This is a genomic window from Bythopirellula superficialaquae (assembly GCF_059632245.1).
The window spans coordinates 873,550-890,299 of record NZ_CP197426.1 but is presented as its reverse complement, the minus strand read 5'-3'; the positions used below and the strand labels follow the sequence as shown (position 1 = coordinate 890,299).

Sequence of the window (16,750 nt, the reverse complement as noted above, 5' to 3'; positions counted from 1 at the left end):
ATCAATCGCGATTGAGGTAACAGAAGTTGGAAGTACGAGGCTGAACCAGCTCGAATTATTTCAGTCGGAAAGTGATGTTCACTGATGAATCACAAGCCTCACATACGCCGCTCACTCGTCAGTTTGGTACTAGGCATTCTGTGTGTATTATCTCAGTCACGAACACACGTGCTTGCTGATTGGCCTCCGTTAGGACAGTACGAGTTTTCAGCCTGGTCAGGAAAAGTTTTGACGGTGTATTTCAGCATTCCACCACAAGCCAATAAGAATACCGGGATTGTGATTATCATGCCGGGAGCGAAACGCAACGCCGAGCAATATCGAGATGAATGGGATCATTTGGCAGCCGCGAATAGTTTTATAACTCTTGTTGTCGGAGCAAGTCTAGAAGAATTTCCCTCTGAATACGAATACAACTTAGGAGGGGTTATCAACTCAGATGGCGAGTTCCAACCCGAAAAGTCTTGGTTGTTTTCAGCCGTTGATCTGATCTTTGATGACTTCACATCTCGATACGGATCCGATCGTAAGAATTACAGTCTCTACGGTCACTCGGCAGGTGGGGGCTTCGCGCATTTGTATCCATTGTTCAAGCCCGATTCCAAAGCAGTGAAAATCGTTGCGGCAAACCCAGCTTTCATGACAATGCCCACCTATGTACAAGATTTTCCTTACGCCCTACGGAGCGCGCCCTTACCTGACTCTGCTTTGAGAGAATGGTTTGGTCAGCGCTTGGTAATCTTGTTGGGAGACCGCGACCGCGAGCCGCGAACTCACCCACTCAGTAATGGTCCGCAGGCACAGATTCAAGGACCTCATGTCTTTGCCCGTGGCCTGGGATTCTTCCACGCTGGCCTCTGCGAAGCCTTCGCTCAAGATTTGCCTCTCAAATGGCAAATCGAAATTGTTTCTGGCGTCGGACATAGCAACGCGCACATGGCATCGCATGCTGTCAAATACCTTGTTGACGAATGATTGAACGTTCTCGTTTTTTGACAGAGTCTCAATGATGGCAGATCCACGACAAAGCAATTCTTGGTACAGAATCCTGTACGTCCAAGTGCTTCTCGCTGTCTTTCTCGGCATTCTTGTTGGATATTTTTTTCCCGCTGTTGGCGTAGCGGTTAAACCACTTGGTGACGGATTTATCAAACTTGTGAAAATGATGATTGCTCCAATCATCTTTTGCACAGTCGTCCACGGGATTGCCTCGATGGGAGATCTTAAGAGACTTGGGCGTGTTGGCGCAAAGACTCTGATCTACTTCGAGGTTGTCTCGACAGTGGCCCTAGTTATTGGTCTCGTGGTGGTGAATGTTCTTAAGCCTGGCGAGGGATTTACTCCGCAGGGAGAAGTATTCCAAGTTGCCGCCAAGACTGATGAAGGCGCTCAAGTTTATGTCCAACGAACGGAGGCACTCCGTACTGAAGAATTCCTACTCAACATTATTCCTAATACTATGCTGGAAGCATTCGTCTCTGGCGAACTCTTACAGGTGCTCCTTGTGGCGATACTTATTGCATTCGCCATCGCTTCCATGGGAGAACATGGACAACCAGTGCTTCACGCGATCGAATACGGCACGCGAATCTTTTTTGCGGTGATGCATATCCTAGTGAAGGCCGCTCCCATCGGTGCCTTCGGTGCCATGGGATTTACGGTGGGTAGTTATGGATTGGGAGCCTTGAACAGCCTCATGTTCCTCATGGCAGGATTTTATCTCACGGCGGCACTTTTTGTCATTGTCGTACTCGGTGCCATAGCCGCCTACTCAGGTTTTTCGATTTTTCGCTTTTTGGCTTATATCAAGGATGAGCTTCTGCTGGTTCTTGGTACAAGCTCCTCGGAAGTTGCGCTACCAGGTCTGATTGAAAAGATGCAACGCCTAGGTTGTTCAAAGTCCACAGTTGGGTTAGTGGTTCCAACAGGCTTCAGCTTTAATCTTGATGGCACGAACATCTACATGTCGATGGCCGCGGTATTCCTGGCTCAAGCGACCAATACGCCACTGAGCCTCTCGCAACAATTTGGCCTATTGTTCGTAGCGATGATCACTTCCAAAGGGGCCAGCGGTGTAACAGGCGCAGGCTTTGTGACACTAGCGGCAACTATGCAGGCCGTCCCTACCATTCCAATCGAATCTCTGGCGTTATTAGTTGGCATTGATCGTTTCATGAGTGAATGTCGCGCCCTCACGAACCTGATTGGCAATGGAGTTGCCACCGTGGTAATCAGCCGCTGGGAAAAGGAGCTTTCTGTCGAATTGCTCAATCGTAATCTGCATGCGCATATGGACGAACTTTCTGAGACAACTGAGCCATTGGGGGCGAATGGAATGCCCGGTAGTGATATCGGCCTGATTTCCTCGTATGAAGCCGATGTTGTTAGTTCCCCATGTGAATGAACAGGAGCGTCTCCGTATAATGACTAAAGCTGAACTTAAGAATCAGTCCAGCATGCGTGCCTTGCTTTTCTGTATCGTCGTGGTAGTACTCGCAAGTTTTTTAGCTGCCTTAGTACAGACTTCTGCCGGGCGCGTCCAAGTGTTGGATATCAAAATACCTACTCAGAATGGTCAGTGGGTATCGGCTGACCTTTTCAAACCAAAGATCGCAACCAAGAAACACCCAGCACCTCTTGTAGTTGTCATCCCTGGTTTTCAACGTTCGAAAGAAAGCCTTTCAAACATCTCTCTTGAACTGGCGCGTCGGGGCATTGTGGTGATTGCCATCGACCCATATGCCCAAGGAAACTCGAGTTCCTCAAAGAGCAAGCGCGCTGCCACGACCGAGGGTTACGGGATGTTTGCTGTCATCGACTATGCCTACAACACACCAAATCTCAACTATATCGATAAAAGTCGCCTCGGTGCGACGGGACATTCCGCGGGAGGAAACGCCGCTATTCGAGGTGCAAACCATTTTGGCAAAGAGTCAGTCATTTCCGGGCGACCGAGCAAACTCAATTCTATTTACGTCTCCGGCTATGTTCTCACTCAAACGGACAGTGTTCTGAAGAATGTTCGCTCGAATGTGGGAATGAGTTATGCTCTCTACGACGAAGGAGCATTCCGCAATGAGTTGAGGAATGGCGATATGCGTCGAGCGCCGGAAGCGTTGCGACTGGTCAATTCTGGAGTTGTGATGGAAGATCCAATCAGCGAGTTAGAGATAGGCAAATACTACGGTGATAAGACGGATCGAACCTTGAGAGTGGTCCACAACGAGAAACTTCTGCATCCACTCCAACCTTATAGCTTTGTTGCTACGGCTAACCAGATAGAATACTTTGACAAAGTCTTTGACCTCAACAGCGGTATTTCCAGCGAAGATCAAATATGGCACTGGAAAGAAGTCTTTACTTTAATCTCGTCGATTGCAGCTTTTATAGGCTTAGTTCCACTAGCCAGTTTGCTACTAAGTCTTCCCTACTTTCAACCAATCGTACATCCTGTCCCTCAGTCCTTGCCACGACCGCGAGGTAAGGGCACTCTGGTTTTTTGGAGCGTGTTAATTTTTTCGGCTCTTGTCGCATGCTTTTCTTACATACCGATGTCTGAATTATCTCAGCGACTTTTCGTGTCCGCTTCCAATCGTGGACAAACCTGGTTCTTTCCCCAGCGTATGAACAACGCTGTCATGCTTTGGGCGGTACTTAACGGAATGATAGGTTTTTTCTTGTTTTGGTTGAGCTACAAGCTGTATGGGAAAAGTCACGGAATCAGTTCAGAAATGTGGGGAGTAAAAACTTGTGGACGCGAACTACTAAGGACGATACTACTCGCGCTCACTATCTCCTGCTTCTTTTTTCTATTGCTGTTCGCAGTCTACTATGTCTTTCATGTGGACTATCGCTTCGTGTTTTTCGGGGCGCGCGTTTTTCAGCCGCCTATTTTTGTCTTGCTGCTGATGTACTTCCCGTTCTTTTTTATTTTCTTCCTCGCTAATTCGCTACGTGTGAATGGATCCATGCGCTTTGCGGCACAGCCAGAATGGAAAAGCATGTTACTGGCCGGTTTGGCGAATTCGCTGGGCTTGGTCTTAATACTGATCATCCAATATACCGTGCTTGCCTGGACGGGCACGGTTTATTGGACGGATGGCTGGCTATACATCAATCTGCTTTTTGCCGTCGCTCCGATCATGTTCGTGCTTCCCTATTTCAATCGCTATTTCTTCCGAATGACGGGTAGAATTTACTTAGGACCGATGGTCACTTGTCTTATCTTCGTAACGATCTTGCTTTCCAACACTGTGTGCTACATCCCGCTCTGATGTGTGGGCAAGTCAGTACCGAGGCCCTCGCCTAAATCCACTGCAAACGTTGCATTATCCTTGAATTATTCAGAAATCGCCGACGAATGAAAAGATTTCTCGGAAACTCTTCAATTTCCGCGCGAGACACTGCGGAAGAAGAAAGGCAAGTCGATGTGTTGGGGAGGGAAAATTTGATGGATAGTTCTTCAACCGAAGAATTTGTACGTATCTATTCGAAGAGTCAACATCGCATCATGCGCTTTATTCAATGCCTAGTGCCCAAGTATTCTGAAGCAGAAGATGTCCTCCAGGAAACGAGCACAATTCTATGGAGAAAATGGCCAGAGTTTCGGAGTGACAAGGATTTTGTTAAATGGGCCTGCGGCATAGCTCGCCTGGAAGTGTTTCGCATGCTTCGTCAAAACAAGAAGAATGGTCAATACCTCAATGAAGATGTTTTGAATCAAGTTGCCGAGGCGGCACTAGCAGAAGCTGTTGAAACTGACCGTTTTGCTGCTGGAGAAGCCGCCCTAAAGTATTGTATTCAAGAGTTAGCACAGACGGAAAAGCGAGTATTGACACTACGGTATCACCATGAAAAAACAATTGCTGAAATTGCTGAAGAGTGCAATCGACCAAAAAGCAGCATACATGACTTGTTGGCAAAGATTCGAGCACGTTTAATGCGATGTGTTAGGAGACGCCTCGAAACTTAATCGAGTGATAATTTCATGAATCGCGCAGATGAATCCCGAATCCATGCCTTGATAGCTCGCTTGTGTGATGCCGAGCTTACGAAAGCTGAAGCGCAGGAGCTCTCACAACTCCTAAATCATGACCCCCAAGCGATACAAGAATACGTCGATCTTACGGGAATCGAATTCCACTTACATCGAAAAATGTGGGTTCCTTTGCAGACTTCAGCTGTCTCGGAGCATCAGCTTCATCGGATTCTCTCCATCGGCGAGCAGTCCAACTCGCAAGTTTTGCGAAACTCAATTCTCTTTAGACATCGCAAATCACTATTCCTTGCGATCGCGGCTTCACTTGCCATCGCCTGTGGGCTGCTACTGCAGTCGAACCGCATAGATCCCGACTTTGTGGCACGGATCACCGATCAAATCGACTGTAGCTGGGAAGAATCACGATGGGGTAAGCCTCAACTAAGCATTTTAAACGAAGGTCGTGTCGTCGAGTTTGAGTTGGGACTGATGTCAGTCGAGTTTGGTAGAGGTGCGATGGTTGTGTTAGAAGGGCCAGTGCGATTCGAAGTCCTCGACAACAATCGAGGTTACTTGAAATACGGCAAGCTCACAGCCAACGTTCCTAAGCAAGCAACCGGTTTCTCTATTGAGATGCCCTTAGCGGAAGTGACAGACCTTGGCACAAGTTTTGGCGCTTATGTCAACAGTCAAGGTGATTGCGAGACACACGTTTTTGAAGGAAAGGTAGTAGTTCAAAGTCGTCGACAAGGCAAGTCCAAGCAGTGGCAACTGGACGCTGCTCAGGCCTTGCGTATCTCGCAATTAGAACTTGAATCTCAGCATTTCGCCGCGCAACCAAAAGCATTTACTAACCAGACTAGTCTCATCGAGGTCGTCCAGGAGAACGTTTCTCCAGAGGTAAGCATCCCCGCAAATTGTGGCCTCACACTCTGGCTGGAAGCGTCGCAGCGGATTCAAGTAGACTCCAATAGTCAGATCAGTTGTTGGGGGGATATTTGCCATGGCGAAAATACCGTTGCCGACAACGCTTGGCAAGTTGACGTTAACAGCCGACCTCAATGGATCCCAAATGTAATCGCTGGTAGATCGGCAGTTCGGTTCAACGGCTCAAGCTGTCTTGTTACAAGCCCCTTTGCGTCGGGAGAAGATGTCACCGTCTTATGCACTTTCCGCAGCCCAACGCAAGACTTTTCCAATCGCCGTAGTGGACAGTTGATTAACTTCAATGGCCCCCCCACTTTGTTTCTTGAACAGTCTTGGGACAATCAGTTTCTCGGAGGAGTTAGCTTCGCGGGGCTGGATCCAGATCAAAAGTTCAGTGGCCGCCTCGAGGCATCGCTTCCCAAAAAAGTCCAGCCTATGGTTTGTGGCTATACCTACAGCAGCACTTCAAATCGCTCCGCGCTTTACGTCAATGGTGAACTTGTAGGGAAATCTCCCGCTACTGTCAGCCCGGCTATCTTCTCGACTAAGTTCATAGGCAAGGCAAATGGCCGAAATAATCATTTTGTCGGAGACATCTATGAAATAATGCTTTTTAACTCGGAACTGTCTTCGGAGGCGTGTATTCAAATTTCTCGTGATTTGATGGAGAAGTATGGCATTGCGGAAATAGATGGTGAGCCGCGCGTTCTATCAGGTCTCGTCCCAGGTGAAGAATAGTGGAATTCGCTTATAGCTGAATGTGTTTAGTTTTCTTCTATTTTGGAGGTCGTGAGTCATGGCGACATGCCGCGGCTATCTAGTGAATTAAAATTTAATCTTGCGCCTACATATGGCTCCACGGCCCAGGAAGTAATTACGAACGCCGCTTGCATGTCGACATCACGGCAAGTGAAAGCAGAAGGATAGTCGTCGATTGCTCCGGAATAGCAACGGATGCTGCAAGCGGTACTGTGTCATATTCGGCTTGCCATAGCTCAAGATCGCCTGAGCTAAACGGGTTTGGTGATTCGCCCCGTTGCCACGCGAGCAAATCGCGGCCGTCGACGTCGCCATCGAAATCGAAATCCCCGGGAACTCCCATGGATGGGCTGTACAGAAGCCTAATTTCATTTCCTTGCTGGGAGACACTAAACGCCCCCGTGATCGCATTCATGAAATCGCTGGCATCGAAAACAAAGATCGCGTTCGTAAACCCTGTAATACTGGCCGCACTTGAGAGCATCCAGGAATAGCTTGCCTCACTGTCAAAGTTGGCTATCACTCCAGGCGTGTCGTTGGCATCGAGGGAGGTAAGATCAATATTGATCGTCGCCCCCACACCGAATTCCAAATTACCATCGACAGTAAGCAAGTCCCAATCCACACCCCCTTCGCCGGCGGCATCTTTGATTTCGAACTCGAACGAGTGTGTTCCGGTTTCAAACACAAGATTGTCGACCACCAAATCACCAGGGCTATTGCCGATAATAATGATGCTGCCGTCGGCAGCGTACACGGTGCCCTGGACACTGCCGGTGCCGCTGATCGCTCCCCCTTCCTGTAGGAAGACATCGCCGATGATGGAGCCATTCAGTTGCAGATATCCCGACACATCTATCTGTGGCGCCGTGAGCATCGACGTTGCATCGACTTGAATCGTGGCAGAGGGAAGAACTTGAACTGTTTGATTCGCTTGGACAGTCGACCCGCCGCCGAGCTGAAGGACTGACGATGAACCCTGAGAATCGCCAACCGTGACGCCGCCGGGAACGATAACCTGACGGCCATTCGAAATCTCAACCACTTCGCCGCTGGCAACGTTGGCACTGCCCAAATCGGCTATGAATAGTGACGTCGTTCCCGTATCGTTCTGTGCGCGAGCTGAAAATGTCAACTGGCCTTGATCGTTGAATTCACCCTAAATGAGAGAGTCGAAGTTCCTAGTCGGACTCAGCAATGTTCCGCTGCCGCGGAAATCGAGCACTGTGCTGTTGCGTCGCACAACGAGCTGAAGCGTGCCAAACGGGTCGGTGGCCCAAATGCCCTGATTCGTCCTGTCTGTGAAGTTGGCCCCAAGATGGCCGATAAAGGCGGTCTGCCCAGCATTATTGAAGCGAATCGTCGAGAAAGTGTTGTCTGCTCCAGACAGCTCGGGATTGTGACCGAAAAGGGCGTTCGCTCCCGGGGCTACTTGACCCTCGCGTGCTACCATTTGCATGCCGCCGGGACCCTCGGAAAAGACGGCTCGGTCATTGCTGGTCGTGACGTTAGTGCCGGAGAGCGTGGAAATGAATTGCACCTGACCGCTGTCGTTCAAGGCTAGTGCGTTGCTATCAAAGCTGCTGAAGGCCACGCCGGAAGCGCCGACCGGAGCGGCGGAACCCTTTCTGGCGACGACTTCCCATCCGGAGCCGCCCCGGTCGCTGAGAATGGCAAGGTTGTTGGCAGTAGTCACACCCACGCCCGTCAGTGAGGCTCTCATTGCCGACTGATCGGCCGCATTGAATGCGACCGATGCGGTAATGACTTCGAGCGAAACGCCTGCGCCGACGGCCGGCAAAGCGTCGCCTTCACGCGCCAGCAGTTGGCTTGAGCCGCCCGCGTTTGACCAGAGGCCCACATCGTTCGCTGTATTCACTCCGTCGCCGACCAATGTAGCCCGATACTGGACGTGCCCTGCGTCGTTGAAGGTGACGCGGTCCATGACTTCCAGCGACGCATAGGCGGCCGCGCCGGCACCCGGCGCTGTTTCACCGACAAAGGCGACTTTCTCAAACGAGCCCGAGACGTTTGACCAAATTCCCGTGCCCTGCGACGTTGTGGCACGAAACGCGACCTCTCCAGAGTTGTTCAGACCCGGCGTGTAAAAGCCAGTGAACGCGGCACCGGAGCGTCCCGGGACGCTGTCTGTCGTCGTGATGACGGCTTGCAGGCCGCCACTTGTCGAATGTCTGAAGACGCCGGAGACACTGCCAGATGAATTGTACCCTGCGAACACAGTCGCCCCTGCATCGTTGAGTTGCGGACGATTGTTCTCGAAGTCGCCGAAAATATGGGGCGCAAGAGTTGGCATGATGTCGCCCTCCCGCGCTACCAAATGGAGGTTCCCAGCTGAATTGGACCAAATCCCAGTGTTATTCGACCCGTTGATCCCCGATAGACCGGTCAATGAGCCCAGAAACGTCACCTCTCCGGAGTTGTTCAGCGCGCCTGCGGATCCGAAGCCGTTAAGGGCATTATTATTGTTCGCGTTGTTAAACTTTCCGCCGGGCACGCCCGGGGCCAGATTCTCATTCAGTCCTGAGTTACCCGTTGTGACGATCGCGTTAATTGTTACTTGCGCCATACCGGATTGACACGGCCAGATGACGGCAATGGTCACAAAAAACAACTTCCAGGAGTGTAGAACGGGGCGGCAACTCATAAACACGTCCTATGAAAAAAAACGGCAGTCAGAATGCAAAGACTTGTGAGGATTCCGGCGGCCGCAGGTTCCGGCACAGCAATACTTGCCGCTGTCAGCGGACCTTCACCATATTCCGCTTGCCAATTGGCGAGGTCACCGGCGCTAAGCGGATTAGGTGATTCGCCCCTTTGCCACGCGAGATAATCTCGCCCATCGACGTCCCCATCGGAATCAAAATCGCCGGTAAGGATGGGAAGGGCTACCTGAAGTTGCAAACCACCATCGGTGAGAGTCACCGGTAGAACAACAGTTTCTCCGTTGAGAGATATCGTGATTTCATACTCTCCCTTAAAGCCGCTTAGCTCGGCGAGGCCATTGTCATCGCTGGAAAGAACTTCATCGGTCCACCATTCGTCAAAGACCAGATCAAGGTATGCCTCTCCATTGGGTTTTATCGACCAGTCGCTGCGGTACATCGCTGCGTCGGGCCGCCAATGAGCGTTCTCCCAAAAACCCCACATGATAAAGTCATCAATCCCTTCATGCGCAAACACTGCGGTGAGAAAATCTCGTGTGTAATCGGCTTGCAATTGCTCATTGGGCGTACCAAAGTCGAATTCCGTGATCTGCATATCAAGACCAAGCGCGTCGTACCGATCAAGAATCTCCCATACTTGCTCAGGACCAGTGAGGTTCGTCTCATTAAAGTGTCCTTGAAAGCCGATTCCACCGATGGGCGCATCATTCTCTTGGAGATAGCTGAGCGTGTCGTAAAAGAACTGCTGCTTGGCGGTATTAGTGGCTCCTCCCGTCGAGAGAATGTTGTAATCGTTCAAAAACAGAACTGCCGTGGGATCTTTCGCACGCACTCGCTCGAACCAATCGACCATGGCCGCGTTGCCCTCGGGCAGATTGTCCATGACATCGTGATTGTCCCAAGGTTCGTTGACCACATCCCAGGCCGAAAGTTTACCTGCAAACTTCCCAGCGATGTCATCGATGTGATTGTTGATCGCGGACCGGAGCGCTGCCTGCTCACTGGAATTGAGAGGGACATTATCCAAAATCTGCTTTACGCCGATGGGAAGGTTGTTATAGCCGGGCCAAATGACGTTGTGGCCACGAACACGAATCTCATTAGCCAGTAGCCAATCGACAGCTGCGACCGCGCCGGCCTGCGTAAACTGACTTCCCCACTCTCCATTCCAAGCCGGCCACTTGAGGTCGTTCTCGAGCGTGGCGATGTTAAATAGCTGTTGAACTTTCTGCTTATAAGTCGCATGCGCTGGGTTATTGTCCCTGAGCCGATTGGCCGTCACGGCCGACCCGAAGCCGAACTCATGCTGCTGCATCGCAACGTCGACAGTAGCCCCGCTCAATGGCCGACCTGCGGCATCGGTCACTTGGATGCTGAAATTAGCCTTACGGTTGGCTTCGATGCGAGCGGCAGCCTCACCACGCCAAGGGGCATTGGATTCGTAACCATGGTACGGCGGTGGTGGAGCCACTTCATCGGAGAGTTTTAGATTATTAAACGAAAAATCAAACGGATTCGGATTCGCCCATTCCCCGTCAATCTGAAAGAACGAGATATTCGACAAGTCGAGATTCGCCTGATCAGTACCGCCCGTTGGATTCGCCAGAGTCGTCGTTGAAACCAACGTCGTCGGTGTGCCGTCAGCGACACCCGTGGTGTTGAAGGTCCAAATGCCACGGCGTTCGGCTGAATCAGCCAGTGTGATCGAGAAACTATTCGACCCATTTCCCGGATTCTTGGTGAAATCTGCTACCCACCGCGCATCGGCCAGACTGCTGAGATTGAGACCTCCCACACTTCGCCCAGCCCCTCCGGAAGAATCCACGGGATCATAGATTCGTGTTTGAGTAGCACCGCTGGACCAAAGAAAATCTCCCCAGGTCCAATGCATCGAGTAGTTGTTGAAATTGGCAATCGTGTGCTCAGCCGCTCGAGTCGTCGAGTAGAGTGAAAAACCAAGCAACACATGAGTCGCTAAGATAATCGTCTGACGGGTGTCAAATCGCATCGCTCACCCTAGTTTTGAACTGAAGATAATTGCATGAAAAGTGCGTCCATTGTTACCTATGGTCGACGATGCGTCAAAACCATCGGAAAATTAGGCAAAACAATGTGTAAGAAGACCCAGTTCAGGGACGGCGTTAGCCGGTGTGGAGTGACCACCATGAGAAGATAGAAGGGTGGAGATTGCACCCGTGCCATAGTCTGCTTGCTATAGCTCAAGGTCGCCTAAGCTAAACGGGTTTGGTGATTCGCCCCGTTGCCACACGAGAAAACCCCGACCATCGAGATCGCCATTGCCGTCGAAATCCGCGGTGGCAACTTCATCCACCACAGCACCTGTCAATCTCCTGGTCAGCGTGTGCAACGCTTCACCCAGCAAATCTTCATCCGAAAACTGAGGCTAAAGGTTGTTGGAAATATGCCAACAGAGGCGGTCGACATGGAAGCCACCGAACTTGAACTTGTGCGGCAACTCCCGGAAAACTGATGGAGATTGCCCCCGGAATTCGTAAGGCCACTAAAGAGCACAATATGTTTCTAAAATAACTCGTGCTGCCGCCATGGCCCTGATTAGCGCTATTGAGCTGCACGATTGCGAGCTGAAAACTCGCTAGCACTCTCAATCCACTCCAGAATTCATCGATTTTTTCGATCACTGCGCTGCTGGCATCAATTCTAGACCCTGAGTGCCCCCCGAAATCCCCGCACGGCGTAGTACGACTGTGCACCATTGTGATATGTGAACACATGGCCGTAACGGCGATCACAAAACAGCGCCCCATCAAGTTTTCTGATCTCCGCAGGAGTTTGCACCCAACTCGATGTTTTCAGATCGAACTCCCCGAGTTTTTGTAGCTCCCGGTACTGCTCTTCGGTCAGAAGTTCGATGCCCATGGCCGTAGCCATGCCCACTGCACTGTCTTTGGGCTTGTGTTCTTTTCTGGCGTTTAAGGCTTCATGATCAAAACAGACGCTGCGGCGACCTTTATTATTCGGATGAGTTTGCAATTCCATGAGATGACTTGCAAAGGTACCAAAAGTCAGCTAATGTAAAAAAATCACCGGGAAAAGCTGGTTTTTTGAGCTTGGCTTAGTTATTTTCGGGACGCAGAGGCCGCAAGTTCAAATCTTGTCAGCCCGACTTAATCTCAAAACGGGCTAATTGATTGAACGCTGCCTTCAGGCAAACTGGCATGTAAGGCAGGATCCTCTTCTCCGGTGTCTGCAGTAGAAGTTCTACGGGAGGCGGAATGGATCAAAGTCCAAATGCACGAGAAAACGCGAGCAGTGGATTGAAGAACCTATCCACTGCCCGCGTAAAAAAATCACTGTTTGTCGACAATCTGACTACTCGCTCAGCCCGAACGACGACGCCGAGTCGCCCAGAGCAGGCCGCCGAGGCCTAACAGCGCGAGGCTGCTAGGTTCGGGGACGGGCGGAACACCGCGATCATCCCAGCCAGCAGTCAAATTGACTACTGAATTCTCCTGGCTGCTAGAAAACGGCCCCTGCAACCAGAGCTTTCCGGTCAGTGTGAAGCCGTCCGTCAGGTTCATATCCGAACCCGTCACTAGCCAATCTTTGTTCTGGCCATCTACTCCTAAGAAGCTGCCCAATGCGGTTCCATCAAGTACCATGTCCGTGAGGTACACGAGCGAGCCGTTACCATCGCCCTGTTTAACGGTAATTTGAAACGCATTGAGGTCGGCCGCCCCCTTGGTCTTGCCTTTCGTGATCAAATCCGCAGACCAGTTCAGCTTTTCTAGTGTACCGCTGGCGATCGTCGAAACCAGCTTGTCATTGGCTTGGTCGTATTGAAAAGTGAAGTCGTAGGAAGTGAGGGTGTTGGTCGTCCAAGTGATCCCTCGCTCCGCACGTGGTAAGCTTCCCAGGCTCGGGACACCAAGATAGTTCTCGTTACCACCTGTGTTCGCGAACGACCTGAAGCGGTCGCCCGCCAGGGATTCGCCGGTGCCCACGCCGCCGGATCCGATAAACGCACCGGGTGTGATAGTGACCGCCCAGACTGGCAATTCAAAAGCAAGGCCGACCGCCAGCCCACATACGAGTGTCATAAATCGATTCATTAGCTTTCTCCTTCTTGTTGCAGTTACGAGTTAAAGTTTTACTAAGGCTTCAAAATCCCCAACCCTTCCAGCCTACCCCCCCCCTCGCAGGCGTCAAGCCTTAACAAGCAGGTATTTCATACCCTCTGGCCGAGTTGACATAATGTTTTTCTTGAAATGGGTCTGCTTTCAGGCATTTGCAGAGTTTGAACTTCGGCATGATTTGAGCACGAATTCTCAGAATTCATGACGGGCCGATGAATTTGGAGAGCCGTGCTGGGCTTACTCCGGGCGGTGGCGTCAAGATGAAAGTGCTAGACATCGTTTCTAGCTCACCAAGAAGTCCTGTGCTGCCGCAGCCCAGCGCCCGTGCAGCAGATGATCTAAAAGAAAGCCTCAGAATTCGGACCGTTGAGTCGCATCGGTCATTTCCAGACAAGGCAGCATTCACAATCGCGGCGATGAACGGTTCAAACGAACGCCAGTCACCCCGACTTTCTTCAGAGCAAAGTAGCCTTGTTACATATTTAATTCGGACCATGCACAGACAACCTCTTCTCACGCTAGCTGACTCAGAACGCAGATTGTGCCTACCTACTTTTTGCAGCTATGTCGGGCTTTTCCGGTTCTAAGACACAATTTTGAATATCCCTCCGCTGTCTCTTCTAATCGCAGTGCTGCTGCGTCAAACCTAGACCATTAGCGCCCCTCGAAAGCCTCGTGCGGCATAGTACGACTGTGCACCATTGTGATAGGTGAACACATGATCGTAACGCCGGTCACAAAACAGCGCCCCATCAAGTTTTCTGATCTCTTCGGGAGTCTGCACCCAACTCGATGTTTTCAGATCGAACTCCCCGAGTTTTTGCAGTTCGCGGTACTGCTCTTCGGTTAACAGTTCGATGCCCATGGCCGTGGCCATCCCCACAGCGCTGTCTTTGGGCTTGTGTTCTTTTCTGGCATTCAAGGCTTCGTGATCAAAACAGAGGCTGCGGCGGCCTTTGGGGCTTTCCTCAGCACAATCAAAGAAAATAAATCCGCCTGATTTCTTGTCGTAACCAACCACGTCGGGCTCCCCATCCGTTCGTTCCATTTCGTGGAGTGACCACAAATTGTCGGGATTGGCCAACAATTTGGTTTCCACGTTCGCCCACTTCAGAACTTTGTGACGGTTCATATTCTCTTCAAAACGCGTTTTCAACACGCTCAGCAGCTTATCGCACTGGGCTGGCGTTAAACTCTTTTTTGATTTGCTGCTGGGCATATCAAAATTCCTTGTTGCTCTTATGTTCCATATTCTTATCACGCCAAGTGGCGATTTACACCGGCGTCGGCCATCTCCCGCAACGCCACACGATCGACTTTCCCAACCGCGTTGATCGGCATCGTGTCGAGCACGATAATCTCGTCCGGCGCTTTATAACCAACCCGGCGACGCGAAAAATCGATCAACTCGGCGATGGCCGGCGGCTTGGCCTCGGGTCGCCAAGTGATATAAGCGCGAACATTTTCGCCGTGGACCAAATCGTGAATGCCGATCACCCCCGCACTGGCGACTGCCGGGTGTTCCAACAGCGATACCTCGACCTCTTGCGGGCAAATGTTCGAACCGTCGTGAATGATAATCTGCTTCTTCCGTCCGCGAAACCAAAAATAACTCTGTTCGTCGGCCGCAACCAAATCACTCGTGTCGAGCCAACCATCGACAATCGTTTCCTCGGTCGCGTCAGGGCGATTCCAATAACCGATCATGTTGCTCGGCGAACGGATCCAAAGTTGGCCCGATTCGCCTTGAGTTACCTCAGCATTACTATCCCCGCGGATCGAGGCATCAAAACCCGGCGCCAATTGGCCAATCGAACCGATTCGATTGTGGGCGGCCGTGGGATTGATCAGCGACGTTCCCGTTTCGGTCATGCCGTAGACTTCTTCGATGGCGAATCCCGCGACGTCCATGAACTCGCGCTCCAACTCCGCCGAGATTTTATCGCCTCCGGAGATACATCGCCGCAGCGATTGAAAATCTTCGCGCGCCGCGCCGTGATCGCGCACCAGTCCAAACAGCGGGCTAGGCAACATACAAAGGAGCGTCGGTCGTACGGTGCGTAAGAGTGGCAGCAGCTCATCGCCACCAAAGGTGCGCGCGACGGCCACACAGGCCCCCGCGCCCAGCCCGGCGAATAAAAAGGAAGTTGCCGCGATGTGCGATGCCGACGTAGCCGGCAGAAATATGTCGTCGGGCGTAATCGCCAGACCATCAATCGCACTGGCGATCATCCAGCCGAATGTTTCGTGGGTGTGCGTCACTCCTTTAGGTTTTCCCGTGCTGCCCGATGTGAAAAAGATGAATGCGGGAGTATTTGGCTCGGGCGAGACGAGATCAGCAGCAGGCCCGTCCGTTGCCGTCAAATCTTCGAGACGCGGATAAGTGCTACTTTCAGTTCCAAAGCTAACACGACCTAGCGGGAGTCGTATTACTTGCTCACTTGAGGCGAGCACATCGTCGCGTTCGGCATGAGCCACCAACAGCAACGCGCCGCTGACTTCCAAAGCATGATCGATCTCGGGCGCTTGATAGCGATAATTGAGCGGCGTCGCGACGAGCCCCGCCTTGCAACAAGCCAGATAGTGAATCACGAGCTCGCCACGATTCGGCAATAAAGACGCCACCCGATCTCCCGGCGTGAGCCCCATCTTTAGATAATGCCGAGCGAGCCGAGTCGACGCTTGATCAAGCTCCCACCACGACCATTCTCGTTCAAGCGAGAACAGTGCCCTTGCATCGGGATTGTTATTCAAACCCGCTTCGAGCAGCGTGGCCAGATTGATAGGTCGCTTAAGTTGAGGTCCGCGCAATGTCACGATTTATGATCCTCGCAGTCAGCATTTTGATTGCACTAGCATAACAATTATGGCTGCGCAGCAAAAAGCACGGGGTTCTAACAGCCCCTGCCCGCCCGGAATAAGCTACGCTTTTCGTAGTTTCCCATCAGCTCCGGCGGATCGTCTATGCATACCATTGTCACCGCAGAATCGCTGAAACCGGCAGAACAGGACGTCCTCAACCTGGCCGGCAGGAACAACGGCCAGCTGGAGATTGCCAACCGATCGGACACCCACGGGCCAGCAGTACGAGCAGGCAAAGATAAGCTCTACGACCCGCACGATCCGCTCTATGCACAAAGCTGTTGCGATGCGGTCCACACGCTCATTGAACTGCAACTCTTGCGCACGGGCACAACACCGAAGCATTTCGAATTAACCAACTTTGGCTGGCAGATCAGTCGCAAACTGACGGCCCATGCCAAACACCGCGGCACCAACTAACAAAA

14 protein-coding genes are annotated in these 16,750 nt (G+C 51.5%); 7 read left to right on the top strand and 7 right to left on the bottom strand.

Annotated features, from left to right (window positions below; genetic code table 11):
* The first annotated feature begins 168 nt into the window (after positions 1-168).
* The 5 genes from SH678x_RS03695 to SH678x_RS03675 all read left to right on the top strand — a co-directional run bounded on the left by SH678x_RS03695 (position 169) and on the right by SH678x_RS03675 (position 6,643).
* Entirely contained in the window at positions 169-975 is an 807-nt protein-coding gene (locus SH678x_RS03695) for a hypothetical protein (protein ID WP_496921535.1), read from the top strand.
* Between the two features lie 31 nt (positions 976-1,006).
* Positions 1,007-2,404: a dicarboxylate/amino acid:cation symporter gene (locus tag SH678x_RS03690; protein ID WP_496921534.1), complete on the top strand. Its 1,398-nt coding sequence runs from the start codon at positions 1,007-1,009 to the stop codon at positions 2,402-2,404.
* Between the two features lie 52 nt (positions 2,405-2,456).
* Entirely contained in the window at positions 2,457-4,274 is a 1,818-nt protein-coding gene (locus SH678x_RS03685; protein ID WP_496921533.1) for an alpha/beta hydrolase family protein, read from the top strand.
* An 86-nt stretch (positions 4,275-4,360) separates the two neighbouring features.
* Positions 4,361-4,972, top strand: coding sequence for a sigma-70 family RNA polymerase sigma factor (locus SH678x_RS03680; protein ID WP_496921532.1), 612 nt, complete (start codon positions 4,361-4,363; stop codon positions 4,970-4,972).
* Between the two features lie 15 nt (positions 4,973-4,987).
* A complete protein-coding gene (locus SH678x_RS03675; RefSeq protein WP_496921531.1) occupies positions 4,988-6,643 on the top strand; it encodes a LamG-like jellyroll fold domain-containing protein in 1,656 nt (551 codons plus the stop codon).
* A gap of 136 nt (positions 6,644-6,779) precedes the next feature.
* Here the strand turns inward: SH678x_RS03675 and SH678x_RS03670 are convergent, their stop codons facing one another.
* From SH678x_RS03670 to SH678x_RS03660, 3 genes are all read right to left on the bottom strand, one after another.
* The gene (locus SH678x_RS03670) at positions 6,780-7,799 is read right to left on the bottom strand and encodes a hypothetical protein (RefSeq protein ID WP_496921530.1); all 1,020 of its coding nucleotides are present in this window, start codon (positions 7,797-7,799) and stop codon (positions 6,780-6,782) included.
* Positions 7,800-7,823: 24 nt separating this feature from the next.
* Positions 7,824-9,251 carry a DUF7453 family protein gene (locus tag SH678x_RS03665; protein WP_496921529.1) on the bottom strand — a complete coding sequence of 476 codons (1,428 nt, stop codon included), beginning with the start codon at positions 9,249-9,251 and terminating at the stop codon, positions 7,824-7,826.
* A 74-nt stretch (positions 9,252-9,325) separates the two neighbouring features.
* Positions 9,326-11,356: an endo-1,4-beta-xylanase gene (locus SH678x_RS03660; RefSeq protein ID WP_496921528.1), complete on the bottom strand. Its 2,031-nt coding sequence runs from the start codon at positions 11,354-11,356 to the stop codon at positions 9,326-9,328.
* A gap of 252 nt (positions 11,357-11,608) precedes the next feature.
* Here SH678x_RS03660 and SH678x_RS03655 point away from each other — a divergent pair, with 252 nt between their 5' ends.
* On the top strand, positions 11,609-11,839 hold the full coding sequence (locus SH678x_RS03655; protein WP_496921527.1) for a hypothetical protein: 231 nt from the start codon (positions 11,609-11,611) through the stop codon (positions 11,837-11,839).
* A 188-nt stretch (positions 11,840-12,027) separates the two neighbouring features.
* Here the strand turns inward: SH678x_RS03655 and SH678x_RS03650 are convergent, their stop codons facing one another.
* The 4 genes from SH678x_RS03650 to SH678x_RS03635 form a co-directional block, all read right to left on the bottom strand.
* Positions 12,028-12,366 carry a DUF4256 domain-containing protein gene (locus tag SH678x_RS03650; protein ID WP_496921526.1) on the bottom strand — a complete coding sequence of 113 codons (339 nt, stop codon included), beginning with the start codon at positions 12,364-12,366 and terminating at the stop codon, positions 12,028-12,030.
* A gap of 341 nt (positions 12,367-12,707) precedes the next feature.
* Entirely contained in the window at positions 12,708-13,439 is a 732-nt protein-coding gene (locus SH678x_RS03645) for a PEP-CTERM sorting domain-containing protein (RefSeq protein ID WP_496921525.1), read from the bottom strand.
* Positions 13,440-14,109: 670 nt separating this feature from the next.
* The gene (locus tag SH678x_RS03640; protein ID WP_496921524.1) at positions 14,110-14,682 is read right to left on the bottom strand and encodes a DUF4256 domain-containing protein; all 573 of its coding nucleotides are present in this window, start codon (positions 14,680-14,682) and stop codon (positions 14,110-14,112) included.
* A gap of 38 nt (positions 14,683-14,720) precedes the next feature.
* Complete coding sequence (locus tag SH678x_RS03635; RefSeq protein ID WP_496921523.1) at positions 14,721-16,280, bottom strand: class I adenylate-forming enzyme family protein; 1,560 nt, start codon at positions 16,278-16,280, stop codon at positions 14,721-14,723.
* 147 nt (positions 16,281-16,427) lie between these two features.
* On the opposite strand from SH678x_RS03635, the gene SH678x_RS03630 reads away from it, so the two are divergent.
* A complete protein-coding gene (locus tag SH678x_RS03630) occupies positions 16,428-16,745 on the top strand; it encodes a hypothetical protein (RefSeq protein ID WP_496921522.1) in 318 nt (105 codons plus the stop codon).
* The last annotated feature ends 5 nt before the right edge of the window (positions 16,746-16,750 follow it).